Here is a 26,327-nt window from a genome sequence, read left to right as displayed (position 1 = left end):
GAGTAGATCATGGGCATTCGCGTTTACCGACCCTACACCCCCGGCGTTCGCCAAAAAACTGTTTCTGACTTTGCTGAAATTACCACCGACAAGCCCGAAAAGTCGCTGACCCGTGGCTTCAAGCGCGACAAAGGCCGCAACAATCGCGGTGTCATTACCAGTCGGCGGCGGGGGGGTGGCCACAAGCGTCGCTATCGTATTGTGGATTTTCGCCGCAGTAGCAAGCTCAATGTCCCCGCCAAAGTGGCAACTGTGGAGTACGATCCCAACCGCAATGCCCGCATTGCTCTGCTCCACTATCGCGATGGCGAGAAACGCTACATCATCCATCCTCGAGATTTGACCCCCGGCACCGAGGTTATTGCCAGTCCCGATGCCCCTATTGAAGTGGGTAACTCCCTTCCTCTGGGCAAAATTCCCTTGGGTACCAGTGTGCACAATGTGGAAATTATCCCCGGTCGCGGTGCGCAAATGGTGCGAGCTGCTGGTGCGATGGCACAAGTAGTGGCCAAAGAAGGGGATATGGTCACCCTCAAGCTTCCCTCGGGTGAAGTGCGGCTCTTCCGCAAGGAGTGCTATGCCACCATTGGCCAAGTGGGGAATGTTGAAGCCAACAACATCAGCTTAGGGAAAGCGGGTCGCAATCGCTGGAAAGGTCGTCGTCCGAAGGTGCGCGGTTCGGTGATGAACCCGGTGGATCACCCCCACGGTGGGGGTGAAGGACGCGCCCCCATTGGTCGTCCTGGGCCTGTCACGCCTTGGGGTAAACCCACCCTTGGCTACAAAACTCGCAAGAAGAAAAAACTCAGCGATGCTCTCATCGTGCGGCGTCGTAAGAAGTCTTCCAAGCGGGGTCGCGGTGGTCGTCAGTCTTAGGTTTTTGCGGAGAAGTTAGGTTATGGGACGTTCATTAAAAAAAGGCCCCTTTGTGGCGGATCATCTCTTACGCAAGATTGAAGCCCTCAATGAGCGCAATGCCAAGGAAGTGATCAAAACGTGGTCGCGTGCCTCAACGATTGTGCCAGAAATGATTGGCCACACGATCGCCGTCCATAACGGCAAGCAGCACGTGCCCGTGTACATCACTGAGCAGATGGTGGGTCACAAACTGGGGGAATTTGCCCCCACCCGCAACTTCCGCAGTCATGTTAAGGGCGATAAAAAAGCCCGCCATTGATTCTCTTGTTCGCGTCTGGGATAGCCGTCTATGGTTTCTACCTCTTCTCCTACTGCCCGTGCCTGCGCCAAGTATGTCCGCATGTCACCCCACAAGGTGCGGCGGGTACTGGATCAACTGCGGGGTCGCACCTACCGCGATGCCCTGATTATGCTGCGCTTTATGCCCTATCGTGCCTGTGAGCCGATTACAAAGGTCTTGCGATCGGCGGCAGCCAATGCCACCCACAATTTAGGCTTGGATCCCGCCACCTTGGTAATTAGTCAAGCCTATGCCGATCAAGGGCCTTGCCTGAAGCGATTTCGCCCTCGCGCCCAGGGCCGCGCTTACCAAATTCGCAAGCCCACCTGCCACATCACGATTGCTGTGGCGCCCCAAAACACTGCTGACGAATCGTAGAAGGATACCATCGTGGGACAGAAGATTCATCCAATTGGCTTTCGCCTCGGCATTACACAAGAACATCGCTCCCGCTGGTACGCCGATAGCGATCGCTATCCTGAGCTATTACAGGAGGATCACCGCATCCGCACGTTTATTAACAAGCAACTGGCCAACGCTGGCATTGCGGAAGTGCGCATTGAGCGCAAAGCGGATCAAGTGGAGTTGCAAATTCGCACCGCTCGTCCCGGCGTCGTCGTTGGTAAAGGCGGCCAAGGGATTGAGGAACTGCGCAAGCAACTGCGGCAGATGCTCCCTAGCAACCGCACGATCAAAGTGAACGTGGTGGAAGTCAACCGTGTCGATGCTGAGGCCAGCCTCTTGGCGGAATACATCACCCAGCAACTAGAGCGACGGGTGGCCTTCCGACGCGCCGTGCGCCAAGCCATTCAGCGGGCACAGCGAGCAGGCATTGAGGGGATCAAAGTCCAAGTGGCGGGTCGCCTGAATGGGGCGGAAATTGCCCGTACCGAGTGGACACGGGAGGGTCGCGTTCCTCTGCATACCCTACGGGCAGACATTGACTATGCCTACCGCACCGCCCGCACAATCTACGGCATTTTGGGCGTGAAAGTGTGGATCTTTAAAGGTGAGGTACTGCCGGGACAAACCGAAGCCGTAACACGGGAACCCAGTCGCCGCAGTCCCCAACGCCGCCTACCCCAATTTGAAAATCGCTCTAACTAACAGGGAAGCCAGCGATGTTAAGTCCAAAGCGTACAAAATTTCGCAAACAGCAGCGGGGTCGCATGACGGGGGTTGCCAGTCGCGGTAACTCTATCCACTTTGGCGACTATGCCCTTCAAGCCCTTGAACCCGCTTGGATCACCTCACGGCAAATTGAGGCTGGCCGTCGTGCCATGACCCGCTATATCCGCCGCGGTGGCAAAATCTGGATTCGCATTTTCCCCGATAAGCCCGTGACAATGCGGCCTGCCGAAACGCGGATGGGGTCAGGGAAAGGCTCACCGGAATACTGGGTGGCAGTGGTCAAACCCGGTCGCATTATGTATGAAATTGCCGGTGTGCCGGAGGCGGTTGCCCGCGAAGCCATGCGCCTTGCTGCCTACAAAATGCCGATCAAGACCCGTTTTCTGGTGCGCAATCAAGAAGAGGAACAACAGGAGGGTTAAGAATGGCACTGACAAAAATGAAAGACCTGCGGGAACTGAGTGATCAAGAGGTGAGCGATCGCATTGCCGCCATTAAAAAAGAACTCTTTGATCTCCGCTTCAAAAAAGCCACCCGCCAAGAGGTCAAGCCCCATCAATTTAAGCATCTGCGCCACGAGTTGGCACAGCTTTTAACCCTTGAGAATGAACGTCGCCGCAGTGGAGGCCAAGACTAATGGCAGTTAAAGAACGTGTTGGCGTCGTCGTCAGCGACAAAATGCAAAAAACCGTCGTCGTTGCCGTCGAAAACCGCGCCCCCCACCCCAAGTACGGCAAAATTGTCGTCAAAACCCGCCGCTACAAAGCCCATGATGAAAATAACGAAGCCAAAGTGGGCGATCGCGTGCGCATTCGGGAAACCCGTCCCCTGAGTCGCACCAAGCGTTGGGTCATTGCCGAGATTCTCAGTCCTCGCACTGCCTAAGGAGAGCCAGCCATGATTCAACAGGAAACCTATCTCAACGTTGCCGACAATAGCGGCGCCAAAAAGCTCCTCTGCATCCGTGTGCTCGGCGGCGGTAACCGTCGCTACGGCAGTGTCGGCGATGTGATCATTGCCACCGTCAAAGATGCCACCCCCAATATGGCCGTGAAAAAATCCGATGTGGTTCGCGCTGTCATTGTGCGCACCCGCAAAACCATCCGCCGTGAAAGTGGCATGAGCATTCGCTTTGATGACAATGCCGCTGTCTTGATCAACCAAGAGGGTAACCCTCGCGGTACCCGTGTCTTTGGTCCTGTGGCTCGTGAACTGCGGGATAAAAACTTTACGAAAATTGTTTCATTGGCACCGGAGGTACTCTAATGGCGGCCAAGAAAGCAAACAAAAAGCCAGTGCGCTATCGCATGCACGTGAAAAAAGGGGACACGGTTCAAGTCATCGCTGGCAGCGACAAAGCCAAAGTCGGTGAAGTCCTCGCCGTTTTCCCCAAGACGAGTCAGGTGATTGTCAAAGGGGTGAACCTAAAAACCAAACACGTCAAGCCCCGCCAAGAGGGCGAATCTGGGCAAATCATCACCAAAGAAGCCCCGATTCACAGTTGTAAGGTCATGCTCTACTCCACCAAGCACAACGTGGCCAGCCGCATCTGTTACACCTACACCGAAGATGGCCGTAAGGTGCGGATGCTCAAGAAAACTGGCGAAATCATTGATTAGGTCTAACCCGTTTTCCCTCTCTGACCCAGCCCAGAGAATGCCCCTAGGAGAAGCCCCATGTCCCAACGCCTCAAAGATCACTACAACAAAACCGTTGTGCCGCAGCTCATGCAGCAGTTTCAGTACAAAAACATTCACCAAGTCCCCAAGATTGTCAAAATAACCGTCAACCGCGGTCTGGGGGAAGCGGCGCAAAATGCCAAAGCCCTTGAAGCCACCATTGCCGAAATTGCCACGATTACGGGACAAAAGCCCGTGGTCACCCGCGCCAAGAAGGCGATCGCGGGCTTCAAAATTCGCAAAGGCATGCCCGTTGGTGTGGCCGTGACGCTGCGATCCGATCGCATGTATGCCTTTTTGGATCGCTTGATTAACTTGGCACTGCCACGGATCCGTGACTTTCGCGGTGTCAACCCCAAAAGCTTTGATGGCCGAGGCAACTACACCCTAGGTTTGCGCGAGCAACTGATTTTCCCCGAAGTCAACTACGACGACATTGATCAAATTCGCGGCATGGATGTCTCAATCATCACCACTGCCAATACTGATGAAGAAGGACGCGCCCTGCTCAAAGCAATGGGCATGCCGTTCCGTGAGAACTAACGCCGGAGGCAGATTTTTAAGGAGCAACTATGGCAGTAAATGACACGATTGGCGATATGCTAACTCGCATCCGCAACGCAAACCTTGCGCGTCATCAAACCACCACCATTCCGGCCACGCGCATGACCCGCAGTATTGCGCAGGTGCTGAAAGCGGAAGGGTTTATTCGCGATTTTGAAGAGCAAGGGGACGGCATCAAACGGCATCTTGTGGTTTCCCTAAAATATCGCGGTAAGCAGCGCCAGCCGATTATTACTGCGCTCAAGCGGGTGAGCAAACCCGGTCTGCGCGTCTATGCCAATTCCCGTGAGTTGCCCCGGGTGCTCGGTGGCATCGGCATTGCCATCATCTCCACCTCTAGCGGCATCATGACTGATCGCGAGGCACGGAAGCAGGGCATTGGCGGCGAAGTACTCTGTTACGTTTGGTAAGCTCGGAGGAAGTCCCACATGTCTCGTATTGGCAAGCGTCCCATCCCCCTGCCAAAGAATGTTACCCTCACCCTAGACGGGCAGCAGGTCACGGTCAAAGGCCCCAAGGGTCAACTGAGTCGGGTTTTGCCGCCCGAGGTGAATGTTGCCCAAGAGGGCGAAAATATTGTTGTCAAACGCCGCGATGATTCTCGACCTGCTAAAGAACGCCACGGCCTCTGCCGCACGCTATTGGCCAACATGGTGGAAGGCGTCTCCCAAGGGTTTACGAAAAAGCTGGAGATTCAAGGGGTCGGTTACCGCGCCCAACTCCAAGGCAAAACCCTTGTCCTCAGTATGGGCTACAGCCACCCCGTTGAGATTGTGCCACCTGAGGGCATTACCCTAGAAATTGAGGACAACCAAGGTAAAAAAGTGCAGCAGGGTACGATTGTCCTTGTCAGTGGCATTGATAAAGAACTAGTCGGCAACACCTCTGCCCGTATTCGCGCCGTACGTCCCCCTGAACCCTACAAAGGCAAGGGCATTCGCTATATGGGTGAATTTGTGCGTCGTAAAGTTGGTAAGACAGGGAAGAAATAGATGAAACAAACTCGTACTGCGGCTCGCCAAAGTCGGCATCAGCGCATTCGCCGCAAAGTCAAAGGTACCAGCGATCGCCCCCGCCTCGCTGTCTTTCGTTCTCATCAGCACATCTATGCTCAGGTGATTGATGACACCCGGCACCATACCCTTGTGGCCGCTTCCAGTGTTGAGCCAGAACTGCGGCAAAAGCTGGGGGATGGCAGCACCTGTGCCGCCTCTATTGAAGTGGGGCGACTAATTGCAGAGCGTGCCAAAGCCGCTGGCATTGAGCGCGTTGTCTTTGATCGCGGTGGCAATCTCTACCATGGTCGTGTCAAGGCCTTGGCGGATGCCGCCCGTGAAGCTGGACTAGACTTTTAGAGGATGACCCGATGGCAAATCGTCGTAAAAACCCCCGCAAAGTTGAAAAAGAAACCGACTGGCAAGAGCGGGTCGTCCAGATCCGCCGCGTCTCCAAAGTAGTCAAAGGCGGTAAGAAACTGAGCTTCCGCGCCATTGTGGTTGTTGGCAACGAGCGTGGCCAAGTGGGTGTGGGCGTCGGTAAGGCTGCCGATGTCATTGGTGCAGTGCGCAAAGGTGTGGCCGATGGCAAAAAGCACCTGATTGATGTCCCGATCACCAAGTCCAACTCTATTCCCCACCCCACTTTTGGCGAAGGCGGTGCTGCCCGCGTCATGATTCGCCCCGCTGCACCGGGAACCGGGGTAATTGCTGGTGGCTCTGTGCGCACCGTTCTAGAACTAGCAGGGGTACGCAACGTGCTGGCCAAACAACTAGGCTCCAGCAACCCCCTCAACAATGCCCGCGCCGCCCTCGAAGCCCTTGCGGCCTTGCGCACCTTCCAAGAAGTTGCCGAGGAGCGGGAAATCCCCATTGAAAACCTCTATAGCAAATAGGTAGGAGTTGTCCATGCGGTTTCAAGATCTGCACCCCCAAGCGGGATCGCGACGACGCAAACGGCGGATTGGTCGGGGCATTGCCGCAGGTCAAGGGGCAAGTGGTGGCTTTGGGATGCGCGGGCAAAAATCCCGTTCTGGTCGCCCTACCCGTCCCGGCTTTGAAGGCGGTCAAAACCCCCTCTACCGTCGTCTCCCCAAACTCAAGCACTTTCCCCTCGTCAACCGGAAGGTTTACACTACGATCAACGTGGGTCGTCTCAATACCCTACCCGCCAATAGTGTAGTGACGGTTGAGTCTCTCCTTGAGACTGGCATTCTCACCACCGCCAAATATCCCCTCAAAGTGCTGGGGGATGGTGAGCTAAACGTCAAGCTAGAGGTTCATGCCGCTGCCTTTAGTGGCAGTGCCCGCAGCAAGATTGAAGCTGCTGGTGGGGTATGTGTGGAGACCTCCGTTGCTGCCGACAGTGAATAGAGGAACCCCAATATGATTGTGAATCGCGGCAAGGCACCCACTGCCCAAGAAACCTTTATGCAGATGGCTCAAGCGGCTGGTCTGCGGGGTCGACTCCTGATCACCATTGGGCTATTGATCTTGGTACGGCTGGGGATTTATCTACCCATTCCGGGGATCGATCGCGCCGTTTTTGCCCAGAGCGTCCAAGATAATGCCGTGATTCGCTTCCTCGACATCTTTTCAGGCGGTGGCCTCTCTGCCCTTGGGATTTTTGCCCTCGGCATTCTGCCCTATATTAACGCCTCCATCATCATGCAATTGCTGACTGCTGCTCTCCCCTCCTTGGAGCGGCTGCAAAAGGATGAGGGAGAAGCCGGCCGCCGCAAAATTTCCCAAATTACTCGCTACGTGGCTGTGGGCTGGGCAGTTCTGCAAAGTTTTGGCATTGCCATTTTTGTCAGTTCCATTCCCGGTGCGGCTTTGCATCCGGGGGCGTGGTTTGTTGCTGAAATTGTCCTTGGCCTGACCGCTGGCTCAATGGTGGTGATGTGGATTTCGGAATTGATTACTGAGCGGGGCGTGGGTAATGGAGCCTCACTCTTGATCTTTTTGAGCATTGTTGCCTACTTGCCTGCCTCAGTGGGTCAGACGATCGCCCTCGCCGAAAGTGGGGGCAATATTGGCGGCATCGTTATTTTGGTGGCCGTCTTTTTGGCCATGATTGTCGGCATTGTCTTTGTGCAAGAGGGGACTCGCCGCATCCCCATTGTTTCGGCACGTCGCCAAGTGGGGCGCAAACTCTACCGCGAGCAAACCAGTTACCTGCCCCTGCGCTTAAACCAAGGGGGGGTGATGCCAATTATCTTTGCCTCAGCGGTACTCATTCTGCCTTCCACCTTGGCGCAGTTTACCCGCAACGAACTCGTGGCACGACTGGCCAGCTATGTTTCCCCCGCAGGTCCTACCCCATGGGCATATGTGATTTTCTACTTGCTCTTGATTCTCTTCTTTAGCTACTTTTACGCTTCTTTGATTGTCAACCCTGTGGATATGTCCCAAAACCTGAAAAAGATGGGCGCTAGTATTCCGGGAATTCGACCGGGGAAAGCCACCTCTGATTACCTAGAGCGGGTTCTCAACCGCCTGACATTCCTAGGGGCGATCTTTTTGGGTCTGGTGGCGATTATTCCCACGGCAGTCGAAAGTGCAACCAAAGTAACAACATTTCAAGGGCTGGGGGCGACCTCCCTGTTGATCTTGGTGGGGGTGGCCATTGACACCTCAAAACAGATTCAAACCTATGTGATTTCACAACGTTATGAGGGGATGGTGAAGCAGTAATGCGCTTAATTTTGTTTGGCGGCCCTGGTTCGGGCAAAGGGACACAGGCAGCAATTCTGACCACACTTTTGGGGATTCCCCATATTTCTACAGGGGATATTCTGCGGGCAGAGCGAGCTGCGGGCACCCCCCTCGGTCAACAGGCTCAAAGCTACATGGATCGCGGTGAACTGGTACCGGATCAGGTGATTGTGGATATGGTGGCCAATCGCTTGCAACAGCCAGATACGGCTGCGGGTTGGCTTTTGGACGGTTTTCCCCGCAATGTGGTACAAGCAGCAGTCTTTGAGGAGATGCTCAAAAGCATTCACCAAGACTATGATTACTTGCTCTTCTTAGATGTGCCTGCTGCGATTCTCCAGGAACGCGCCCTCAAGCGTGCTCAGCAAGCGGCCAATGGTCAGCAGCGCTCCGATGATACCCCTGAAACCATCCTCAAGCGGGTACAGGTCTATGAGCGGGAAACCCTACCGATGATTCAACAGTACATGAGTCATCCCAAGTTTGTGCACATTGATGGAACACGTACGATCGAAGAGGTAACTGCTGCCATTCAAGCACGTATTGGGGAGGTGAACCGTGTCTAAACAGGATGCTATTGAAATTGAAGGGACAGTGACCGAGTCATTGCCCAACGCCATGTTTCGGGTGGATCTGGACAATGGCTTTAATGTCCTTGCCCATATTTCCGGTAAGATTCGCCGCAACTACATCAAAATTTTGCCGGGCGATCGCGTGAAGGTGGAATTGACCCCCTATGACCTGACCAAAGGGCGGATTACCTATCGCCTGCGCAAAAAGTAGTTTGATCTTTGTTGGCCACTCTGCTAAGATATAAAATTTGCGACTACATGAGCAACTGATATGAAAGTAAGAGCATCGGTACGGCGTATTTGTGAAAAATGCCGCGTCATTCGGCGACGTGGTCGGGTCATGGTGATCTGCACCAATCCGAAACACAAGCAGCGCCAAGGGTAACCCACTGTTGTTGCACACATAGGAACTAGATTCATGGCTCGTATTGCTGGTGTTGATTTACCCCGCGACAAACGCATTGAAATTGCCCTCACCTACATCTATGGCATCGGCTTGACCCGCTCCAAGGAAATTTTGGCAAAAACGGGTGTTAACCCAGATACCCGCACTCGCGATTTGACGGATGCCGATATTGCGGCACTGCGGGCTACCATTGACGAGTACCAAGTGGAAGGGGATCTGCGCCGTCTCGAGGCCATGAATATCAAGCGGCTCATGGACATTGGCTGCTACCGCGGGCGGCGGCATCGCCTTGGATTGCCGGTTCGTGGTCAGCGCACCCGTACCAATGCGCGCACCCGTCGTGGTGGTCGCCGCACTGTGGCGGGTAAGAAAAAACCCGCTGCTAAGAAATAAATTTTTCCGCTCCTGCTACCTGATTCACGGTTTGGATAGATTATGGCACCCTCTGCAAAACGCTCTGGCCCTCGTAAGCAAAAGCGCAATGTCCCCAGTGGCGTTGCCCACATTCAGTCCACATTTAATAACACGATTGTCTCAATTACCGACCCCAATGGTGAGGTGATTGCTTGGGCCTCCGCTGGCTCCAGTGGTTTCAAAGGTGCCAAAAAAGGCACACCCTTTGCAGCTCAAACTGCTGCTGATAATGCAGCTCGCCGTGCCATTGATCAGGGAATGCGGCAAATTGAGGTCATGGTGAGTGGTCCCGGTTCTGGTCGCGAGACAGCGATTCGGGCGTTGCAAGCCGCAGGTCTAGAAATTACCCTCATTCGGGATGTGACCCCCATTCCCCACAATGGTTGCCGTCCCCCCAAACGGCGGCGGGTTTAGGTTCGTTTGGGTCACTTGGGAGCACAGTTATGGCATATCAAATTGAATGTTTGGAAACACGGGTTGAGGAGGATCAAGGGCAGTACGGCCAATTTGCGCTGTACCCCCTCGCCCCCGGTCAAGGGATTACGGTGGGGAATGCCCTGCGGCGGGTTCTTCTTGCCAACTTACCCGGTAGTGCCGTGACAGCGGTGCGCATTGCCGGTGTGAATCATGAGTTTTCAACAATTCCCGGTGTGCGCGAAGATGTCATGGACATTTTGCTGCAAATGAAGCAGTTGGTGATTCGCAGCCACACCTCAGAACCCCAAATGGGTCGCCTTTTTGCCCAAGCCCCTGAGAATGAGCCATTGACGGTTACTGCTGGCATGGTGCAACTTGGCTCTGAAGTGGAAGTGGTCAACCCCAACCACTATATTGCCACGCTGATGCCGGGGGCAACCTTGGAGATGGAATTCAAGATTGAACAGGATCGTGGCTATCGCTCGGTGGAGCGGGTACGGGACGATCGCCTTGCCTTGGACTATCTGCAATTGGATGCGGTCTTTATGCCCGTGCGGCGGGTCAACTATACCGTTGATTCGGTGCGCAGTGCGGGTGCAGAGGGCGATCGCCAGCTCCAAGACTATCTAAAACTGGAAATCTGGACGAATGGCAGCTTGACCCCCCAAGATGCCCTCAATCAGGCGGCAACGATTCTCGTGGATCTCTTTAGCCCCTTGAAGGAAGTGCCCCTGCACACCTCTGAGGCCACCACCACCGATGAGCATGACGAAACGGGACAAATTCCCATTGAGCAACTCAATTTGTCGGTGCGTGCCTACAACTGTCTCAAGCGTGCCCAAGTCAATACGGTCGCTGACCTCCTTGAGTATTCCCAAGAAGAGCTACTGGAGATCAAAAACTTCGGTCAAAAGTCTGCCGAGGAAGTGATCGAAGCACTGCAAAAACACTTGGGCATTACGCTACCGCCCCAAAAAGCTGCCCGTAACTAGAGAGATTGAATGAGGTTTGTCTATGCGTCACCAACGTCGGGTTCCCCAGCTAGGACTGCCAGCCGATCAACGAAAAGCACTGCTGCGGGCACTGACCACTGAATTGATTCGCCATGGCCGCATTACCACCACCAAAGCGCGGGCAAAGGCGGTACGCGCAGAGGCGGAGCGGATGATCACCTTGGCAAAGGATGGCTCCTTGGCGGCACGGCGGCGTGCTCTTGGCTATCTCTACGATAAGCAACTGGTGCATGCTCTGTTTGCCCAAGCTCCAGAGCGCTATGGCGATCGCAAGGGTGGCTATACCCGCATTATCCGCAGTGTGCGGCGGCGAGGTGATAATGCCGAATTGGCGGTCATTGAACTGGTGTAGCAGGCAATGATGACGGCGATCGCACCTCCTCAGAGCGGCCAACGCTTGGCACTGCTTATTCAGTACCAGGGCACCCATTTCCACGGCTGGCAACGGCAGGTGGGACAGCGCACAGTACAGGAGGTGATTGAGCAGGCGATCGCCAGTGTTGTCAATCATCCCGTCTCTGTTGTCGCAGCCGGTCGCACCGATACAGGGGTTCATGCTGCTGGTCAAGTGGCTCACGTCACGGTCAACTCGCCCATTCCCGTTCATCGTTGGCCGGGGATTCTCAATGCTCGCTTGCCTGCCGATGTGGTGATTCGTGCGGCGGCGGTGGTGCCCGATCACTGGCATGCCCGTTTCTCGGCGCTGTGGCGTCGCTATCGCTATACCCTCTATACCGATCCCTGCCCCAATATCTTTCTGCGCCCTTGGACATGGCACTACTACTATGCCCCTTTGGATGTGGAAAAAATGGCAGCCGTGCTTCAGCCATTGTTGGGGCGGCATCACCTCAGTGCCTTTCACCGTTCGGGCTCGAATCGTGCCCATTCTTGGGTGGAGGTGCAGGCGGTGAGCTGCCAGCGGCGCGGTGCCCTTGTGGAAATTGAGGTGCAAGCTTCGGGGTTTCTCTACGGCATGATGCGCCTGTTGGTGGGACTCTTGGTACAGGTGGGGCAAGGCCAGCGATCGCCCGCCAGTTTTACGGAAATTTGGCAGCAGGAGCAACGCCACCTCGTCAAGTATGCTGCCCCCCCTGTAGGCCTTTGTCTATTGGGGGTGGGTTATCCTGAATCGCCTTTCCCCCTTGCCCTGTGCACCGAGGCGATGCCCCAGTTTCAGTTAGCCTCCATTAGCCCTGAATTGTCCATTGCATAGAATCATGGAGTTTGTGATGACCAGTACCGTAAAGACACCACTGCCCGCCGTGGATGACCTTGCTCCCCAGTGGTATGTCATTGATGCCGCTGATCAACGCTTGGGTCGGCTAGCCGCAGAAATTGCCCGTATTCTCAGGGGTAAAAACAAAGCCATTTACACCCCCCACATGGACACGGGTGACTTTGTGATTGTCATCAATGCCGAGAAAGTCACCGTCACCGGCAGAAAACGCTCCCAAAAACTCTACCGTCGTCACTCGGGACGCCCCGGCGGCATGAAAATTGAAACCTTTGATCAACTGCAAGCCCGCATTCCCGAGCGGATTATTGAGCATGCTGTCAAAGGGATGCTGCCGAAAAATTCCCTTGGCCGTAAACTCTTTACCAAGCTGAAAGTTTATGCTGGGCCAGAGCATCCCCACCAAGCGCAAAAACCCCAGCCTTTGACCATTAACACGATTCCGGGAGCCTAACATGCAGATTGCTGATCAGTCTAAGCGGGTAGTTTATTTGGGAACCGGTCGCCGTAAGTCGGCGGTGGCACGGGTGCGCCTGATCCCCGGTAGCGGTCAACTGTTGATCAATGGCCGCAATGGGGCTGACTACCTGCAAAACAACCCCACCTATCTCAACTTGGTGAAAGCCCCCCTTGAAACCCTTGGCCTTGAAAGTAGCTATGATATTTATGTCAATGCCACGGGGGGTGGTTTGACGGGGCAAGCAGATGCCATTCGTTTAGGGATTGCCCGCGCCCTGTGTCAACTGGACATCGAAAACCGCAAGCCGCTGAAAACGGAAGGCTATCTCACCCGCGATCCCCGTGCCAAGGAGCGGCGTAAATACGGTCTGCGCAAAGCCCGCAAAGCCCCCCAATACTCAAAACGTTAGGATTTTCGTCTTTTACTTCTCGTTTGTGGTGAGACGCCTATGCCAAAACCGAACATTCATCCCCAGTGGTATCCCGAAGCCAAAGTCTATTGTGACGGTGAAGTAGTGATGACCGTGGGTTCCACGAAACCCGAACTGCACGTGGATATCTGGTCAGGCAACCATCCCTTCTTCACGGGTACTCAGAAAATCGTTGACGCTGAAGGGCGGGTGGAACGCTTCCGCCGGAAATACAGCGGTGCCAAACCCCAGCAAACTGCTAAAGGGAAAAAAGCTGCCGCTAAACCTGCACCCAAAACCAACAAAAAGGGCTAATCGCTCTTCATGTCCCCCTTTTTTCAGCCGGCTGAGTGGCTGCCCCATCGCGCCTGTTGGTTAGCTTTCCCCAGTCACGAGGATTTGTGGGGAGAACTATTACCGCAGGTGCGTTTAGAATTTACTGCCCTGTGTCGCGCGATCGCTGACCCCGATCCCGTAACAGGTCAGTGCCGCGGGGAGCAACTGAAGATTCTGGTGCTAGATGAGGTGGGAGAAGCCACTGCTCGTTCTTATCTCGGGGATCTGAATCCACAGTTTTATCAGCTCCCCTTTGGTGACATTTGGCTGCGGGATACCGCTCCTGTGGGCTTAATCAATGAGGCAGGGGAGCGCCGACTCCTCTGTTTGCCCTTTAATGGTTGGGGCAAGAAGTATCAACTTCCCGGCGATAGTGACTTGGCTGTGCGCCTTGCTCTAGCCATCGGCCTCCCCTATGGGGCGGTGCCGTTATTCTTGGAGGGGGGGGCGATCGAAGTGGATGGCGAAGGAACCTGCCTCACCACCCGCCAGTGCCTCCTCAACCCCAACCGCAATCCCTATTTAGACAGCGCAGAAGTGGAAGCCCGCCTCAAGCCCGCCCTTGGCGTGAGCAAAATCCTCTGGATTGAATCGGGACTGGCCAACGATCACACCGATGGTCACATCGATACGCTGGTGCGTTTTGTGGCTCCGGCAACCGTGGTTTGTATGCTGCCCGACAGCCCTGAGGATCCGAACTACGATGTCCTGCTGACGATTTATGAGCAGTTGCAAACGCTAACGGATGCCAAGGGGCGCTCCCTAGAGGTGATCCCAGTGCCTTCGCCGGGGCGGGTGACGAGTCGCAAGGGGGAGATTTTACCCGCTAGCTACGTGAATTTTTATATTGCCAATACCACCGTTGTCGTCCCCACCTATGGTGTCGAAGCGGATGCCAAAGCGGTTGAGGCGATCGCCAAGCTCTTTCACAGTCGCAAAACTGTTGGCCTTCCCGCACGGACGATTTTAGAAGGGGGAGGCGCCTTCCATTGCATTACTCAGCAGGAACTATGAGAACACTGACCGTTGCTGCCATTCAAGCTCAACTGACCGATGATGTTGAGACCAATATTCTGCACCTCAGTGATCTAGTGCGGCAGGCGCATCAGCAGGGGGCACAGGTCATTGTCCTGCCAGAGCTATTTGAAGGTCACTATTTTTGTAAGGAAGAGCGGGAGAGTCACTTTCAGCGGGCACACCCCGTGAAAAACCACCCAACAATTGCTCACTTTGAGGCCTTGGCGCGGGAACTGGCGGTGGTGATTCCAGTGTCCTTTTTTGAAAAGGCGGGCACCGTCTATTACAACAGTGTGGCCATGATTGATGCGGGGGGTGTCAACCTCGGTGTCTATCGCAAAAGTCATATTCCCGATGGCCCCGGCTATGAGGAAAAGTTTTACTTCCGCCCCGGCAATACAGGCTTTCGAGTCTGGCGTACCCGCTACGGCAAAATCGGTGTCGGCATCTGCTGGGATCAGTGGTTTCCAGAGGCTGCACGGGTGATGACCCTGATGGGAGCAGAAGTGCTCGTGTATCCCACTGCCATTGGTAGTGAACCCCACGATCCCAGCTTGGACACCAAAGACCCGTGGCAGCGGGTGATGGTTGGTCATGCAGTGGCAAATGTGATTCCAGTGGTGGCAGCCAACCGTGTGGGTGATGAGGGGGGGCAACTATTCTATGGCAGTTCATTTATTGCTAATCCAAGGGGAGATCTGGTGGCCGAGGCTGATCGCACCCAAGAAGCAGTGCTTGTCCATGAATTTGATTTAGAGGAAATTGAGCACCTACGGGCGGCCTATGGCTTCTTTCGCGATCGCCGACCCGGCCTCTACAAAGCCCTGTTGACTGCGGATGGTGTTAGTTAATTGCCGTGGCTTGGCTGGAGATGAAAGTGTAGGTGCTGATGAGCCTGTGGCCGATGGCAATGATCATGCTCGCTGTCGTGCTCATGGAGATGAGTGTGCCAAAAACCAGCGGGGAGATGCCGCAGGTGCCACGGTTGGGTCAACACCACAAAAGCGATGAAAAGCACCATGCTACTGAGGCCAGTATAGAAAAAATGTTGGGCTGGAAACTGACTGCCGAACCATCCCGCTAGGGGATAGGCCAAGACCCACCAAAGATGACTCCAAGCAAACTGAGCGCCATAAACCCGACCCTGCAAGTCCACGGCCACTCTCTCAGCAATTACCGTCTGCATAGGCACATTGACGAGAGTTTTACCGATACCCGCGATCGCCCACAACAGAGCGAGGGTAGGGACATTGGCACTATAGGCAGCCAGCAACGGCAGCACCGTCAGTATCCCCCCTAGGGCCATCACCACCACTGCACTCATCCTGCGACAGGAAGAACCCCAAATCACCGCAGCCAAAGTAGCACCCACACCAAATGCCGCCATAATTGAGCCGTAGGCCTGACTTCCTGCCTGTAGCGTGCCCTGAACATAGCCGACGGTATTCACCAAAATTTCCGCGCCAGCGATCGCCGCCACCAATTGCAGTAGTAATCCATAGCGAATTGCTGCATCCCACCAAAGGCACTGACTACCAACACTTAGCTCCTCAAGAAATCCGCTACGGGGGGGGACTGATCCTGCTCTAGGTACGATCAAAGCAGTGGGCAGCCCAGCAATCAACACCGCTGCAACCAAAAAGGTCAAAGCATCCAAAAAGAACACTGAACGGGTACTGCATAACGCCGCAACACTACCTGCGAGGGCTGGGCCTAAAACACTCAGGAGTTGGTACGTGGCATTCGAGAGGGCGATCGCCGGTGGGCACTCTTCAGCCGTCGTAATCAAGGGTAATGTGGCCGTGTAGGTTGGGGTAAAAAGGGCGTGAAAGCCACTCAGCAAAGCCACTACGAGATACAGTTGCCAGCCGTCAGTAACAAACGGCAAGAAGGATACCAAAACCATCCGCACAAGATGGGTAGTCACCATCAATCCCTTGCGATCCAATCGATCTGCTAAGACACCAGCAATAGGAGCCAATAGCACAAAAATGGTGACCCGCAGCGTTAAGGCAGTTGAGAGCCACAGTCCTGAATTCTCTCCTGCTAACTCAAAAGCAAGGAGTGCTAAGCCGAGCCATGTGAACGCATCCCCAATCAGATTGATCGTTTGCGCCGTATAGAGACCGGCAAAGGCTCGATTCCGTAGGCACTGCAACAGGGGAGGAAGTTGAAAGGTCATGGTGGCCACCTCAGAACCCACGCGTTTACTATATCCCCCCTAGGGGGATGTCTGCCAAGGGAAATCACGGATGAACTATGATTGGATTGGCGTAGGTTGTTCTTAAATACCTGTGAGTGGTGCAGCTACATCTCAGTATCCTGCTCGCGATCGCCAGCGGCCTAGCTCTACCGACAGTTACTTTTGCAAACTGCACCATTAACAGCGTGACTGGCCTAAACCTTGGCGCCTACTGGCAATGCCGATCCTTTTATCCCTCGACAAATGACCTCTGGCAGGGGGCGCCTTGACTACAACCTTTACATTGATGCCGCTCGCACCCAAATCTGGGGGGATGGTACCGGTGGGAGCAGTTTGCGTACCTTAGTGCCTGTGAATCATGCCCCTACAACCCTTGAAATTTTTGGTCGCATCCCCACCCGGCAGTTTGTGCCTGCGGGCATCTACAGCAATACGATTGTAGTGACACTGGAATACTAAGAAACCGTAAAGCGATTGGTTTCCTCGCGAATTTGTTCAAAGGAAATCTCCTGAGCTGTACCCGCAAAGGGATGATCCGGAGTTAAAAAGAGAAGGCAGTGACACTCCCGCCGTTCGCGCATGGGCACACAGGGGCAGTTCCAGTAGGCCGCTTCTACCTCTGCTTCTTTGTCTTCATAGTGGCGGCAGGGACACAGGGGAGAGCCGTAGTCGTCTTTATGCTTGGCCAATCCTTCCAGAACAACCGCCGTTGTCCCCAAATCTGAGCAAAAGTAGGTTCCTGTGCGCTTAGCATAGGTTTCCGCAAACTTGCGCATGGCTTCAAGATTTTTGTCGGAGGCCTGTTGCGGTTTATAGGTGCTACTCATGGCAAAATTTGCGACACGAAACTTCTTTCAGTTTAGCGGAAGGCGATCGCTGGATTGGCGTTGACTGGATTAAAAGATCCAGGGTGCTGGAGTTGAACCAGCCTATGGCGAATTATGAGTTCGCTGCCTCATCCGCTCGGCCAACCCTGGGAAAATGCCTATCACTTTTCAATATAGTCCCACTTGGCGCTTTCTACCGCCAGATGGTCTGAATGGCCATTGAGTGCGGGGTTCCTTGCTAGGCTAAAGGAGAAGGGGTTTCAAGAAGACTGGGGATGAAGCCAATTTACTTAGATGGACTGGCAACCACACCGGTGGATCCCCAAGTACTGGCAGCCATGTTGCCCTATTTTAGCGATCGCCCCGGCAATGCCAGTAATCGTGCCCATGCCTATGGTTGGGAGGCCGCCGCCGCCATTGATCTTGCCCGTGAAACGATTGCCGCAGCCATCCATGCCCATCCCGAAGAAATCATTTTCACCAGTGGTGCCACTGAAGCAGACAACTTGGCAATCAAGGGGGTGGCTGAAGCCTACTACAGTCGCGGTCGCCATATCATTACCGTGCAGACAGAACACAATGCAGTGCTCGCTCCCTGTCGCTATTTGGAGTCCCTTGGCTTTCGGGTGACCTATCTAGGGGTGAATGAGAAAGGGTTCATTGATCTGGCTGAGTTAGAGCAAGCCTTTACCCATGAGACCATCTTGGTATCCGTGATGGCTGCCAATAATGAAATTGGGGTGCTCCAACCCTTGGCCGAGATTGGTCGCCGCTGTCGCGATCGCGGGGTACTCTTCCACACCGATGCCGCTCAAGCCTTGGGCAAAATTCCCTTGGATGTTCAGGCGCTTCAGGTGGATCTCATGTCCCTGACTGCCCATAAACTCTACGGACCAAAGGGCATTGGTGCCCTCTATGTGCGGCGCGATCGCCCCCGCGTCCAACTTGCGCCTCAACTTCATGGTGGCAGTCAAGAACAGGGCTGGCGATCCGGAACCTTGGCCACCCCCCTCATTGTCGGCTTTGGGGTAGCAGTACGACTCGCTCAGGAACGTCAAGCCACGGATATTCCCCATCTGCGGCACCTGAAAGAACGGCTGTGGCAGGGCTTAGCCTCCCTTGGAGACATTTATCTCAATGGTGATTGGCAACAGAGTTTACCCAACTGTCTCAATGTCAGTATTGGTGGGGTTGAGGGCAATGCCCTCCTACAGTCGATTTATCCCCATGTTGCCCTCTCAACGGGGGCAGCCTGTAGTAGCGACAAACCAACACCGTCTCACGTTCTGCTTGCCTTGGGGCGATCGCCCACCCTTGCTCATGCTTCGCTGCGATTTGGTTTATTACGTACCACCACAGAGACCGAGATTGATTTAGCGCTTCAGCAGATTCACCACAGCATTCAACAACTACGCCACCAGAGTTGACGCTCATCCCGGTAACGCTATGCCTAACGGCAGGCTTAGGCCAACGCGTATAGCAGGAGATTCCCCGTTCACAGAGTCTTGACTAGATGACCCGAAAGTCATCCCCGCCAGAACCTCTCCAGGGGCATTTTCAAGACGGTGCGCCCCACCGCCTATCAATCGATTCCGCAGCGGCAATATCCCTAGGCATTGAACAGCCACAGGGGCACTCATGCCAACGGATTGATAGCGTTTTGCGGACTGCTTCGCCACAGTTGGGACACTCTTGAGAGGTGCCCGCTGCTTTCTCCTTGACAACCACCTTGCCACGCTTGCAGGCCACCCAAGGCAACACCGAGTTCAGGAATGGCCCATGACCCGCATCCAGCATGTGCTTGCCCAGCGTCCCACGACTGAGGCCAATCAGATTCAAATCCTCCACCACAATCACATCAGCCCCGTCGCAAAGTTGGTGGGCAACCTTGAAGTGACAGTCCCTGCGGGTGCGGGCAATCTGTTCATGCAGCTTCGCCACCTTGCGTTGAATCTTCTTCCAGTTGGCTGACCCAATCTGTTTCCGCTTCAGTCTGCGTTGCAGCAATTGAAGCTTGCGTTGCATCTCTACGAAAAACCTAGGCCGTGCTAGTTGAAGTCCGTCCGAGGTGGAGAGAAAGTATTCCAAGCCAACATCGAGGCTAACCACCCGCTTCAAGACTTGCTGATGCTTGGGCGTTAACCGACGCTAAATCAGGGTTGAACTGCTTTGCTTGGGTGAATCGTTGACACTGCACGTTGAAGCTGGGGTAGGGGGCATCCGCTGGGATGATGTACTCGCTAGGCACAGAGCAGGCATTGACTGGACATTTGCGCGAAGCAATCCAGTCTTTGCGCTCCCTCAGCGCATCATTTCAAACTTGGCGACACACGTCTAGATCGTAGTCGATCTGCTTGGCCTGCTGCTGGGTTAGTTTTAGCCTGTACTCGTACGTCAGGGTGAGCATGAGTGGACTATAGCTATTAGTCGCGCCCGATGTTCGGTGCCAGCTCAATATGTCCAGCAACAAGCTGAGATTGAGTGACTGCTCCCTGCAGTCGCCCGCCACCTCACCACCACCTAACCGCTTTGCGGTATAGACGGAGTACTACGGCGAATTTTGGTAGATTGCTAAAAAATGCAGGAGCCTCTTTGCCCCTGCACTGGAATCGTTAATTTTAACTCTTCGTCAATCGTCTAGCGCTATGGGCGCAGTTTCCCGAGCATGCTCATAATGCCATCTTGTTTCTTGAGCATTTGGTTGAGCTTGCGCAAATCAAGGTTGATGGTTTCAGCAGGATAGTTTTTCAAAAACGACATCATGCTCAACCCTTCCGGAGAAGCAGCGGCAGTGAGCATGGCACCACGGAGAGCCACTTCACCGGCTTTATCGCGGCGAATCGTGACCTGAGAAAATTGTTTGAGTAAATCTTTGCCAATGGGACTACTCAAAATTTTATTGGTTTGCACAACATTAAAGGGCAGCCGCATACCCAAGAATTCAAGGAGCTTGGCTTGGTCATCTTTGGAAACCATCCGCATCAATGCTCGCAATTCTCCCGTAGCTTCTTGAGTGGACACAAATTCCTCTAGCTCCGACATCGGGAAGGAGCGCTGAAAAGGACCATAGGTGAGGGAGACAAAGTTAGCTGCTTTGGCAGGGGTGGTGAAAAGGGCACCCACGGGTAGTGCCAGTGCCAGTAACCAAGGCGAAAGACGCTTCAGCATAGGGGATCGACTCCAAAATCACTTCAGTACAAACGTCGGATTGCACCGCTAGCAGTATAGCAGCGAAAATAGAGCTTGCTGGCTCTCCTTAACTTATCCCTAACGTTTAGTAGGCTTAGACGTAAATTGATGAGCGTTTGGCAGCAGGGCGCCACCATTGAGCTAACAATTGACTCCTTGAACCACACGGGGGAGGGGGTAGGACGCTGGCAGGATCGGGTGGTTTTTGTGGCGGATACGGTTCCGGGCGATCGCCTGCGGGTGCGACTGACCCATGTCAAGCGGCAATATGCCCACGGCAAGGTCTTGGAGGTGGTGCAGCCCTCAGAACAGCGGGTGCGGCCAAGCTGTATTGTCGCTGATAAGTGTGGCGGCTGTCAGTGGCAGTGTGTGGCCTATGGGGCGCAATTGGCGGCCAAAGAACAACTGGTGAAGGACGCGATCGCCCGCATTGCTCATCTAGAGCCGCAAACCTTTCTGCCCATTGTGGCTGCCCCTAACCGCTTTGGCTATCGCAATAAAGTGACGTACCCCCTCGGTCGCCGCCATGGTACCGTGGTTGCGGGCTATTACCAAAAAGGCTCCCATCACCTAGTGAACCTGAATCAATGTCCCGTGCAAGATCCGCGCTTCAATCCGCTCTTGGCTGCCCTGAAGCAAGCGTTACAACCTTGGCCGATATACAACGAGCAGACCCATGAACCGGGGTTGCGCCACTTGGGCTTGCGCATTGGTCAGCGTACCGGGGAGCAGCTCATTACCCTCGTGCTCGCGGGGGCATTACCCGCTGGCTTGCAGGCAGAGGCAGAAGGTTGGTTACAGCAGTTTCAAGGGGTGGTGGGGGTCTGTGTCAACTTCAATCATCAAGTGGGCAATCGCATCTTTGGTGACGAGACCCAGGTATTGGCGGGGCGATCGTACCTTTGGGAAGAGATGGCAGGGGTGAGGTTTCAGATTGCTTCGACCACCTTTTTTCAAGTCAACACGGCGCAAGCGGAGCAACTGGTTAGCACCCTGCGAGAGTGGATTGCCCCAACGGGTCACGAACGACTGCTGGATCTCTACTGTGGAGTCGGGACACTGAGCCTACCCCTTGCCGGCGCTGTCGCTGAAGTGATTGGTGTGGAAGTGCATCCTGCTTCGGTACAACAGGCGATCGCCAACGCCCAGCACAATGGTATTAACAATGCTCGCTTTCTCTGCGCCAGAGCAGAAGAGTGGCTACCCCAGTCCGATCAGGCTGTGGATGTGCTAATTCTTGATCCACCGCGCAAAGGGTGCGATCGCCCCGTTCTTGAGGCGATTCTCCGCCACCGTCCGCCGCGCATTCTCTATGTCAGTTGTCACCCTGCCACCTTGGCACGGGATTTGGCTCACCTCTGCGCTACCGGTGCCTATCAACTAACCAAAATTCAGCCCCTCGATATGTTTCCGCAAACAGCCCATGTAGAAACGGTTGCTTTACTGACTACTTCCTAGGGCAGGATTCTCCCCAGTGGGTTGGATTGGCTCTACGCGAAACATTTTGGCAAACATCTTGCTAACGTAGGCTTGGCCATAGACCACGCTGGTCTTAGCTGTTGGCGAAGTGCTTGTCTCTGGTGGCGCGGCGGTTGGACTTTCCTGAGGGCTAGAGGGAGAGGCTGTAGACTCCTGCTGCTCTGGCGTGGAATTCTCTGCAGTATCGGCAGTTGTTGATGGCTCTTGCCAAGGATCCTCAGAGGAAACGGCACTCTCTTGGGGGGGACTCGTTTCTGTGGGGGGCTGCCAACGGCGACTACTATCACCAAGAAGCGAACCAGCGGCCACCACAGCACCAGCCGGAATCGTTGTTTGCATCACGGTGGTACTGGCGCCAATACAGGCATGGGGTTCAACGGTCACTGCCCCAATCAGCAGCACGCCCGCGCCAATGTTGACCCCTTCGCCAATTTCAATGGTGCCGCCGTGGGCATGAATGACGCTGCCCATACCAATACAGACACCTGCGGCAATGCGAATTGAAGCCCCTGCTTCTGCCCAAAGCAACACCCCGGGTGCCAAAACGGCTTGGGGATCCACCACCACATCACCAACAATGCGAACCGCAGGTGAAGGGGGCAGGGCTAAAGGCGGCAGGGGCATTGGGGCACCTCACAGGGAGGGCTACTTAGCAGCCTGTTGGAGCAGGATTTCGGCCACCCGCTGCTTACCGGCAGGATTAATGCCAATCAGCCGCACGTACTCGCCACTGTATTCTTGGAGGCAAGCCTGAATCGCAGCAAGGGCTTCATTGAGATTTTTGGCCTCAATGCGGGGGCCACTTTGCCAAGAGTTGGTGCGGTAGCGACGGGCATCCACGTGTTCTAGGCCGAGGGTATAGCCCTGTTGTAGCAGTTGCCGTACTTGTTCAACCACCTCTTGACTGAGACTGTGGCTGCTAGTGCTCCCTTGACTAGAGGCGGTTGGGCGCGGTGCGAACCCTTGACCACGGGTGCTACTGCCATTGCTGGCGGTTTTACCATTGGGGCGGTGAATAATCGTTTCCAGTACCCGCTGTTTGGCTTGGGGATTGACACCTACGAGGCGGACATAGTCCCGCTGGTGCTCGGCAAGGAAGGCACTGAGGTCATTGAGCTGCTGCGCTGAGGTAATTTTGATGCCGCTTTGCCAAGAACTGGTACGGAAGCGACGCTGGTCGGCATACTCGGTGGTGACTTGGCAGCCCTGGCGCAACAGGTCTTGAATTTGGTTCAGGAGATCGGCGCTGAGAACGGTTTCATTGCTGGCCGAACTGACGGAGACAGGGCTAGTAGCCGCTGGGGTTGCTGCTTTTGTGGCGATCGCCACCGCGCCATCGGGCCGCTGAATAATTTGCTCAAGGACGCGCCGCTTTTGCTTTTGATCAATACCAATCAAGCGCACATATTCCCCTGCATGTTCTTGGAGGCAGGCTTCAAGGGCGGCGAGCACTTCCCGTTCCTGCTTTGCTTGAATCGGAGCACAACTGGTCCAAGAGCTGGTGCGATAGCGGCGGGCATCAGCGTGCTCTGTGCCAATTTGATAGCCCTGCTGGAGCAACTGCCGCACCTGAGCCACAACGGAAGGATCGAGGGAACCCACTGGGGCTGCACTCACGGTTGCGCTGGGACGATAGGGACTGGTACTGGCCACAGGTGCTTGACCGGGGCGTTGAATAATTTCCTCAAAAACGCGACGCTTGGCTTTGGGATCGACGCCGATCAGGCGTACATACTCACCCTCGTGTTCCTTGAGGAGTTGGGCGATCGCCGCCATCACTTGAGACTCCTGCCGTCCCGTCAACGTCGGGCAACTCTGCCAAGAGCTCGTACGATACCGCCGCGCATCGGCATATTCCAAGCTGATTTGGTATCCCTGCTGCAACAATTGGCGGACATGAGTCCCATAATCTGCGGTCATAGTGTTCTTTTCCCCGGTGAGCGTTTCAACGTGTAGGATGGGTGGGTCTTCTTGACGCTGGAGTTCATTCCGAATCGGGGCAATACAGGCAATATTCTCAGCACAGTGGTACCCCGATAGCAGTGCTTCATTGATGCCAACCACGTGCTGGGCAAAGTGAATATCCGACTCTTCCACGTTCGGCAGGCGATCGGCTTGCTGCTGCGTCGTGATCACCATTCCTGAAGGCACATATTTTCCCGGTGGAATCTCCACATCCTGAATGAGGACATGCATCATCACCACACAGCCTGCGCCAATCCGAGCATTAAAGACCGTCGAACGAAAGCCAATGAAACAGCCATCGCCAATGTAGGCAGGGCCGTGGATCAGCGCCATGTGGGTAATTGAGGCATTATCACCAATCCAGACAGAATACTCTTGGCCATCATCGCCAATCACCCGTCCCTGCTGGAGGCCGTGGATGACAACGCCATCTTGGATGTTGGTGCGGGAGCCAATGTGGAAGGGTGTTCCTTCATCGGCACGAATGGACGTGCCGGGTGCGATGTGAACATAATCTTTGATGCGGACATCGCCGATGAGGTTACTAAAGGAGTGGACGTAAGCCGTGGGGGCAATCTCTGGCTCCGCTAAATCCCTAGACCACGGCGTCGGAGGTGCCGCATAGCTTTGAACCGCCATAGGGAGAAGTCTCCAATGCTAATACTGGGTACGTTTGCTGTAGAGCAAATAATTATCCCGACTTACGGTGTCAATAATGGCGACAACGGCTGCGTCAATGGGTTTGTCGGTGCCATTGATAATACAGCGGGCGGCACTGCCTCGGCTTACCAATACCCACTCATCCTGTCCTGCACCCACCGTATCTGCAGCCACTTCGTAGTCGGGTAAAAATTCGCCGTCCTCACCCAAATATTGCAAGACGAGAAACTTGACTCCCGTTAAGGTGTCTTCTTTTTGAGTACTGGTAACGGTGCCGCACACTCGCGCGATTTTCACTATGGGCGACCCATCGGACGAATACCACTAACGCTTTCGCGGAATTGTTCCACCGCTTCGGTGTAGCGAATGGGCAGGACGTATTCGAGGTTTTCGTGGGGACGTGCAATGATGTGGGTGGAGAGCACTTGACCCCCATTCACACGCTTCACGTTTTCGACCCCCGCCGCCACCGAAGCCTGCACTTCAGAGACATCACCACGGACAATCACGGTGACCCGACCACTGCCGATTTTCTCGTAGCCCACAAGGGTAACGCGAGCGGCTTTCACCATTGCGTCTGCGGCTTCCACCACTGCGGGGAAACCAAGGGTTTCAATCATACCGACGGCAATTGCCATTGTAATAACTCCTAAACGTCAGACAAGTTAAGAACTAGAGGATCGATAAGCGATGCAACTGAAAACTCCACCCAACTGCCAAACCCCTTAGTTTCGGAATTGCTCCACTGCCTCGGTATAGCGAATGGGCAATACGTACTCAAGGTTTTCGTGGGGACGAGCAATGATGTGCGTAGACAGTACCTCGCCGCCATTGACACGTTTGGCAGAATCGACCCCGGCAGCCACTGAGGCTTGCACCTCGGAGACATCACCCCGCACAATCACGGTGACCCGACCACTCCCAATTTTCTCGTAGCCCACAAGGGTGACCCGAGCGGCTTTTACCATTGCGTCTGCTGCTTCGACGACGGCGGGGAATCCGCGCGTTTCAATCATTCCCACAGCAATTGGCATGAGTAAGCTCTCCTAATTAGAATAAGGGTAAGCAGTACAAAAGCTAGAGTTGCAATCAGAGCGATCGCTACAGAAAATAATGACGGGATAGCCGATTGTTATCGTAACGTTAATCACCGTCCTCATTATTTCTAAAACAAGCATAGGGTCAGGGGTTTCTTTTGACAATATAATGATTGATAATATTTTCTAGTTTCTCGTATTATCAAACCTAATTTTAAGCCCTTGACCCCTATTTCAGCTCAAGGCAGGTGAGTATGAATCAGTTAATCCATAGAATTTTATCTAAAACTGGTTACCTTCTCATAGATTGATTGCTCGATTAAGAGGGTTCTGCCGCTGTTTGGGCAGACTGCATAAGGTATTTCAATGTTGCCCTGTATTTTGCTAGATTAAAATCTATTGTT

General features: G+C 54.4%; 42 protein-coding genes and 1 tRNA gene. 32 read left to right on the top strand and 11 right to left on the bottom strand.

What is annotated here, in order from left to right; genetic code table 11:
- The first annotated feature begins 9 nt into the window (after positions 1–9).
- Genes rplB through aguB form a run of 29 tightly spaced genes read left to right on the top strand, consistent with a single transcriptional unit; the run spans position 10 to position 15,414 of the window.
- Positions 10–876, top strand: a complete 867-nt coding sequence (rplB, locus tag RHH81_RS06215) for a 50S ribosomal protein L2 (protein ID WP_302676458.1) — start codon at positions 10–12, stop codon at positions 874–876.
- A 22-nt stretch (positions 877–898) separates the two neighbouring features.
- Positions 899–1,177 carry a 30S ribosomal protein S19 gene (gene rpsS, locus RHH81_RS06210; RefSeq protein WP_011055940.1) on the top strand — a complete coding sequence of 93 codons (279 nt, stop codon included), beginning with the start codon at positions 899–901 and terminating at the stop codon, positions 1,175–1,177.
- A gap of 30 nt (positions 1,178–1,207) precedes the next feature.
- Positions 1,208–1,576, top strand: a complete 369-nt coding sequence (rplV, locus tag RHH81_RS06205; RefSeq protein WP_011055941.1) for a 50S ribosomal protein L22 — start codon at positions 1,208–1,210, stop codon at positions 1,574–1,576.
- Between the two features lie 12 nt (positions 1,577–1,588).
- Positions 1,589–2,305, top strand: a complete 717-nt coding sequence (gene rpsC / locus RHH81_RS06200; RefSeq protein ID WP_149817906.1) for a 30S ribosomal protein S3 — start codon at positions 1,589–1,591, stop codon at positions 2,303–2,305.
- Between the two features lie 14 nt (positions 2,306–2,319).
- The gene (gene rplP / locus RHH81_RS06195; RefSeq protein WP_149817904.1) at positions 2,320–2,751 is read left to right on the top strand and encodes a 50S ribosomal protein L16; all 432 of its coding nucleotides are present in this window, start codon (positions 2,320–2,322) and stop codon (positions 2,749–2,751) included.
- A gap of 2 nt (positions 2,752–2,753) precedes the next feature.
- Positions 2,754–2,966, top strand: a complete 213-nt coding sequence (gene rpmC, locus RHH81_RS06190; RefSeq protein ID WP_206201511.1) for a 50S ribosomal protein L29 — start codon at positions 2,754–2,756, stop codon at positions 2,964–2,966.
- On the top strand, positions 2,966–3,214 hold the full coding sequence (gene rpsQ, locus RHH81_RS06185) for a 30S ribosomal protein S17 (protein WP_011055945.1): 249 nt from the start codon (positions 2,966–2,968) through the stop codon (positions 3,212–3,214). The genes rpmC and rpsQ overlap by 1 nt, the downstream gene beginning before the upstream one ends.
- 12 nt (positions 3,215–3,226) lie before the next feature.
- Positions 3,227–3,595 (top strand): 50S ribosomal protein L14, encoded by a 369-nt coding sequence (gene rplN, locus RHH81_RS06180; protein ID WP_149817900.1) that lies wholly within the window; start codon positions 3,227–3,229, stop codon positions 3,593–3,595.
- Positions 3,595–3,948, top strand: coding sequence for a 50S ribosomal protein L24 (rplX, locus tag RHH81_RS06175; protein ID WP_310743528.1), 354 nt, complete (start codon positions 3,595–3,597; stop codon positions 3,946–3,948). Before rplN ends, rplX begins: the two co-directional genes overlap by 1 nt.
- Before the next feature lie 57 nt (positions 3,949–4,005).
- Entirely contained in the window at positions 4,006–4,551 is a 546-nt protein-coding gene (gene rplE / locus RHH81_RS06170; protein ID WP_206201510.1) for a 50S ribosomal protein L5, read from the top strand.
- Positions 4,552–4,580: 29 nt separating this feature from the next.
- Entirely contained in the window at positions 4,581–4,982 is a 402-nt protein-coding gene (gene rpsH / locus RHH81_RS06165) for a 30S ribosomal protein S8 (protein ID WP_149817898.1), read from the top strand.
- 18 nt (positions 4,983–5,000) lie between these two features.
- The gene (gene rplF / locus RHH81_RS06160; protein WP_206201509.1) at positions 5,001–5,564 is read left to right on the top strand and encodes a 50S ribosomal protein L6; all 564 of its coding nucleotides are present in this window, start codon (positions 5,001–5,003) and stop codon (positions 5,562–5,564) included.
- Entirely contained in the window at positions 5,565–5,927 is a 363-nt protein-coding gene (gene rplR / locus RHH81_RS06155) for a 50S ribosomal protein L18 (RefSeq protein WP_206201508.1), read from the top strand.
- A gap of 11 nt (positions 5,928–5,938) precedes the next feature.
- Positions 5,939–6,463, top strand: coding sequence for a 30S ribosomal protein S5 (rpsE, locus tag RHH81_RS06150; RefSeq protein ID WP_011055952.1), 525 nt, complete (start codon positions 5,939–5,941; stop codon positions 6,461–6,463).
- A gap of 13 nt (positions 6,464–6,476) precedes the next feature.
- Positions 6,477–6,941, top strand: a complete 465-nt coding sequence (rplO, locus tag RHH81_RS06145) for a 50S ribosomal protein L15 (protein ID WP_206201507.1) — start codon at positions 6,477–6,479, stop codon at positions 6,939–6,941.
- Positions 6,942–6,953: 12 nt separating this feature from the next.
- Entirely contained in the window at positions 6,954–8,264 is a 1,311-nt protein-coding gene (gene secY / locus RHH81_RS06140) for a preprotein translocase subunit SecY (protein ID WP_206201506.1), read from the top strand.
- Positions 8,264–8,851, top strand: coding sequence for an adenylate kinase (locus tag RHH81_RS06135; RefSeq protein WP_206201505.1), 588 nt, complete (start codon positions 8,264–8,266; stop codon positions 8,849–8,851). The genes secY and RHH81_RS06135 overlap by 1 nt, the downstream gene beginning before the upstream one ends.
- Positions 8,844–9,068, top strand: coding sequence for a translation initiation factor IF-1 (infA, locus tag RHH81_RS06130; RefSeq protein ID WP_011055956.1), 225 nt, complete (start codon positions 8,844–8,846; stop codon positions 9,066–9,068). The genes RHH81_RS06135 and infA overlap by 8 nt, the downstream gene beginning before the upstream one ends.
- A gap of 60 nt (positions 9,069–9,128) precedes the next feature.
- Entirely contained in the window at positions 9,129–9,242 is a 114-nt protein-coding gene (gene rpmJ / locus RHH81_RS06125; protein ID WP_011055957.1) for a 50S ribosomal protein L36, read from the top strand.
- A gap of 33 nt (positions 9,243–9,275) precedes the next feature.
- Complete coding sequence (gene rpsM / locus RHH81_RS06120; RefSeq protein WP_310743527.1) at positions 9,276–9,656, top strand: 30S ribosomal protein S13; 381 nt, start codon at positions 9,276–9,278, stop codon at positions 9,654–9,656.
- A 42-nt stretch (positions 9,657–9,698) separates the two neighbouring features.
- Positions 9,699–10,091 (top strand): 30S ribosomal protein S11, encoded by a 393-nt coding sequence (gene rpsK / locus RHH81_RS06115; RefSeq protein WP_011055959.1) that lies wholly within the window; start codon positions 9,699–9,701, stop codon positions 10,089–10,091.
- A gap of 29 nt (positions 10,092–10,120) precedes the next feature.
- Positions 10,121–11,086, top strand: coding sequence for a DNA-directed RNA polymerase subunit alpha (locus RHH81_RS06110; RefSeq protein ID WP_206201504.1), 966 nt, complete (start codon positions 10,121–10,123; stop codon positions 11,084–11,086).
- Between the two features lie 22 nt (positions 11,087–11,108).
- Positions 11,109–11,459 (top strand): 50S ribosomal protein L17, encoded by a 351-nt coding sequence (gene rplQ, locus RHH81_RS06105; RefSeq protein ID WP_206201503.1) that lies wholly within the window; start codon positions 11,109–11,111, stop codon positions 11,457–11,459.
- A 6-nt stretch (positions 11,460–11,465) separates the two neighbouring features.
- Positions 11,466–12,320, top strand: coding sequence for a tRNA pseudouridine(38-40) synthase TruA (gene truA / locus RHH81_RS06100; RefSeq protein ID WP_206201502.1), 855 nt, complete (start codon positions 11,466–11,468; stop codon positions 12,318–12,320).
- A gap of 16 nt (positions 12,321–12,336) precedes the next feature.
- The gene (rplM, locus tag RHH81_RS06095) at positions 12,337–12,795 is read left to right on the top strand and encodes a 50S ribosomal protein L13 (protein ID WP_024125583.1); all 459 of its coding nucleotides are present in this window, start codon (positions 12,337–12,339) and stop codon (positions 12,793–12,795) included.
- 1 nt (position 12,796) lies between these two features.
- Positions 12,797–13,210 carry a 30S ribosomal protein S9 gene (rpsI, locus tag RHH81_RS06090; RefSeq protein WP_149817876.1) on the top strand — a complete coding sequence of 138 codons (414 nt, stop codon included), beginning with the start codon at positions 12,797–12,799 and terminating at the stop codon, positions 13,208–13,210.
- Positions 13,211–13,249: 39 nt separating this feature from the next.
- Positions 13,250–13,525, top strand: a complete 276-nt coding sequence (gene rpmE, locus RHH81_RS06085; RefSeq protein WP_149817874.1) for a 50S ribosomal protein L31 — start codon at positions 13,250–13,252, stop codon at positions 13,523–13,525.
- A gap of 9 nt (positions 13,526–13,534) precedes the next feature.
- A complete protein-coding gene (locus RHH81_RS06080; RefSeq protein WP_310743526.1) occupies positions 13,535–14,560 on the top strand; it encodes an agmatine deiminase family protein in 1,026 nt (341 codons plus the stop codon).
- Complete coding sequence (aguB, locus tag RHH81_RS06075) at positions 14,557–15,414, top strand: N-carbamoylputrescine amidase (RefSeq protein ID WP_310743525.1); 858 nt, start codon at positions 14,557–14,559, stop codon at positions 15,412–15,414. Before RHH81_RS06080 ends, aguB begins: the two co-directional genes overlap by 4 nt.
- On the opposite strand, the gene RHH81_RS06070 is transcribed toward aguB, so the two are convergent.
- A complete protein-coding gene (locus tag RHH81_RS06070; RefSeq protein ID WP_310743524.1) occupies positions 15,411–16,745 on the bottom strand; it encodes an MFS transporter in 1,335 nt (444 codons plus the stop codon). The two genes, aguB and RHH81_RS06070, sit on opposite strands and share 4 nt — an antisense overlap.
- A gap of 222 nt (positions 16,746–16,967) precedes the next feature.
- Between RHH81_RS06070 and RHH81_RS06065 the strand changes: the two genes are divergently transcribed.
- Positions 16,968–17,225 (top strand): spore coat U domain-containing protein, encoded by a 258-nt coding sequence (locus RHH81_RS06065; protein WP_310438380.1) that lies wholly within the window; start codon positions 16,968–16,970, stop codon positions 17,223–17,225.
- Here RHH81_RS06065 and RHH81_RS06060 read toward each other — a convergent pair.
- Both RHH81_RS06060 and RHH81_RS06055 read right to left on the bottom strand, forming a co-directional pair.
- On the bottom strand, positions 17,222–17,593 hold the full coding sequence (locus RHH81_RS06060; RefSeq protein WP_206201496.1) for a ferredoxin-thioredoxin reductase catalytic domain-containing protein: 372 nt from the start codon (positions 17,591–17,593) through the stop codon (positions 17,222–17,224). The two genes, RHH81_RS06065 and RHH81_RS06060, sit on opposite strands and share 4 nt — an antisense overlap.
- Before the next feature lie 77 nt (positions 17,594–17,670).
- Positions 17,671–17,743 (bottom strand) — tRNA-Ile (locus RHH81_RS06055).
- A gap of 125 nt (positions 17,744–17,868) precedes the next feature.
- Between RHH81_RS06055 and RHH81_RS06050 the strand changes: the two genes are divergently transcribed.
- Positions 17,869–19,020, top strand: coding sequence for a cysteine desulfurase family protein (locus RHH81_RS06050; RefSeq protein WP_206201495.1), 1,152 nt, complete (start codon positions 17,869–17,871; stop codon positions 19,018–19,020).
- A 130-nt stretch (positions 19,021–19,150) separates the two neighbouring features.
- Here the strand turns inward: RHH81_RS06050 and RHH81_RS06045 are convergent, their stop codons facing one another.
- The 3 genes from RHH81_RS06045 to RHH81_RS06035 all read right to left on the bottom strand — a co-directional run bounded on the left by RHH81_RS06045 (position 19,151) and on the right by RHH81_RS06035 (position 20,761).
- Positions 19,151–19,702, bottom strand: a complete 552-nt coding sequence (locus RHH81_RS06045; RefSeq protein WP_225901703.1) for an RNA-guided endonuclease TnpB family protein — start codon at positions 19,700–19,702, stop codon at positions 19,151–19,153.
- Positions 19,695–19,841 (bottom strand): hypothetical protein, encoded by a 147-nt coding sequence (locus tag RHH81_RS06040; protein WP_206201493.1) that lies wholly within the window; start codon positions 19,839–19,841, stop codon positions 19,695–19,697. Before RHH81_RS06040 ends, RHH81_RS06045 begins: the two co-directional genes overlap by 8 nt.
- Positions 19,842–20,236: 395 nt before the next feature.
- Complete coding sequence (locus RHH81_RS06035; RefSeq protein WP_206201492.1) at positions 20,237–20,761, bottom strand: alpha/beta hydrolase; 525 nt, start codon at positions 20,759–20,761, stop codon at positions 20,237–20,239.
- Positions 20,762–20,890: 129 nt separating this feature from the next.
- On the opposite strand from RHH81_RS06035, the gene rlmD reads away from it, so the two are divergent.
- The gene (gene rlmD, locus RHH81_RS06030) at positions 20,891–22,240 is read left to right on the top strand and encodes a 23S rRNA (uracil(1939)-C(5))-methyltransferase RlmD (RefSeq protein ID WP_310743523.1); all 1,350 of its coding nucleotides are present in this window, start codon (positions 20,891–20,893) and stop codon (positions 22,238–22,240) included.
- Here the strand turns inward: rlmD and RHH81_RS06025 are convergent.
- From RHH81_RS06025 to RHH81_RS06005, 5 genes are all read right to left on the bottom strand, one after another.
- On the bottom strand, positions 22,223–22,885 hold the full coding sequence (locus RHH81_RS06025) for a hypothetical protein (RefSeq protein ID WP_310438382.1): 663 nt from the start codon (positions 22,883–22,885) through the stop codon (positions 22,223–22,225). The two genes, rlmD and RHH81_RS06025, sit on opposite strands and share 18 nt — an antisense overlap.
- A gap of 21 nt (positions 22,886–22,906) precedes the next feature.
- Positions 22,907–24,865, bottom strand: coding sequence for a ribulose bisphosphate carboxylase small subunit (locus RHH81_RS06020; protein ID WP_310743522.1), 1,959 nt, complete (start codon positions 24,863–24,865; stop codon positions 22,907–22,909).
- An 18-nt stretch (positions 24,866–24,883) separates the two neighbouring features.
- On the bottom strand, positions 24,884–25,183 hold the full coding sequence (locus tag RHH81_RS06015; protein ID WP_149817455.1) for a EutN/CcmL family microcompartment protein: 300 nt from the start codon (positions 25,181–25,183) through the stop codon (positions 24,884–24,886).
- Positions 25,183–25,524, bottom strand: a complete 342-nt coding sequence (locus tag RHH81_RS06010) for a carbon dioxide-concentrating mechanism protein CcmK (protein ID WP_011056790.1) — start codon at positions 25,522–25,524, stop codon at positions 25,183–25,185. The genes RHH81_RS06015 and RHH81_RS06010 overlap by 1 nt, the downstream gene beginning before the upstream one ends.
- Positions 25,525–25,611: 87 nt before the next feature.
- Entirely contained in the window at positions 25,612–25,920 is a 309-nt protein-coding gene (locus tag RHH81_RS06005; protein WP_011056791.1) for a carbon dioxide-concentrating mechanism protein CcmK, read from the bottom strand.
- Positions 25,921–26,327: the final 407 nt, after the last annotated feature.

The sequence above is a fragment of the Thermosynechococcus sp. PKX95 genome (assembly GCF_031583295.1).
Lineage (GTDB): Bacteria > Cyanobacteriota > Cyanobacteriia > Thermosynechococcales > Thermosynechococcaceae > Thermosynechococcus.
This window is presented reverse-complemented; position numbering and strand designations above follow the sequence as displayed.